Genomic DNA, 979 nt, shown 5'->3' on the forward strand with positions numbered 1-979 from the left:
CGCGCCTGGTCGTCGTAGGTGGGCCGCTCGACCTGCCGCAGGATGCCGGTCGGCACGTGGTTCAGGTTCTGGTCGCCGATCCGCGAAAGCGCGAACGCGTACGACGTGTCCTCGATCGTGGGGTCGTGCAGGACGAGGTTCTCCTCGCCGATGTTCGCGACCTTCCCGACCTCCAGCCCGGCCCAGCCGCTCCGCGTGACACCGTATTCGCCTTGCGGCCCGAACTTGATCGGCTCGCCGGCCTTCAGCGGGATGAGCCGGGTGGCGGCCTCGTCCTTGTCCTTGAGGACGTCGAAGGCGCCGTCGTTGAAGATCGGGCAGTTCTGGTAGATCTCCACCAGCGCCGAGCCGCGGTGTTTCGCGGCGGCTTCCAGCACCTCGGTCAGGCCCTTGCGGTCCGAGTCGAGCGCGCGGCCCACGAACGACGCCTCGGCGCCGATCGCCAGCGAAAGCGGGTTGAACGGGGTGTCGACCGAGCCCATCGGGGTGGACTTCGTGACCATGCCCGGCCCGGACGTCGGCGAGTACTGGCCCTTGGTGAGGCCGTAGATCCGGTTGTTGAACAGCAGGATCTTGATGTTCACGTTGCGCCGCAACGCGTGGATCAGGTGGTTGCCGCCGATGGACAGCGCGTCGCCGTCACCGGTGACGACCCACACCGACAGATCCGGTCGCGCGGTCGCGAGCCCGGTCGCGATCGACGGCGCCCGGCCGTGGATCGAGTGCATGCCGTAGGTGTTCAGGTAGTACGGGAACCGGGACGAGCACCCGATGCCCGAGATGAACACGATGTTCTCGCGCTTGAGGCCGAGCGTCGGCAGGAACGACTGCACGGCGTTGAGCACGACGTAGTCACCGCAGCCGGGACACCAGCGGACCTCCTGGTCCGACTTGTAGTCCTTCGCCTTCTGCGGTTCGGTCTCGGTCGGCACAAGGTCCAAGCCGCCGAGGGTGGGGATCCCCAGGTCGATCGCGGTCA

1 protein-coding gene is annotated in these 979 nt (G+C 67.4%); it reads right to left on the minus strand.

What is annotated here, in order from left to right; genetic code table 11:
- A partial coding sequence (locus DMC61_RS40805; RefSeq protein WP_199750234.1) for a 2-oxoacid:ferredoxin oxidoreductase subunit beta occupies positions 1–979 on the minus strand: 979 nt, incomplete at both ends.

Source organism: Amycolatopsis sp. WAC 04169 (assembly GCF_003947535.1).
In the GTDB taxonomy this organism is placed as follows: Bacteria; Actinomycetota; Actinomycetes; order Mycobacteriales; family Pseudonocardiaceae; genus Amycolatopsis; species Amycolatopsis keratiniphila.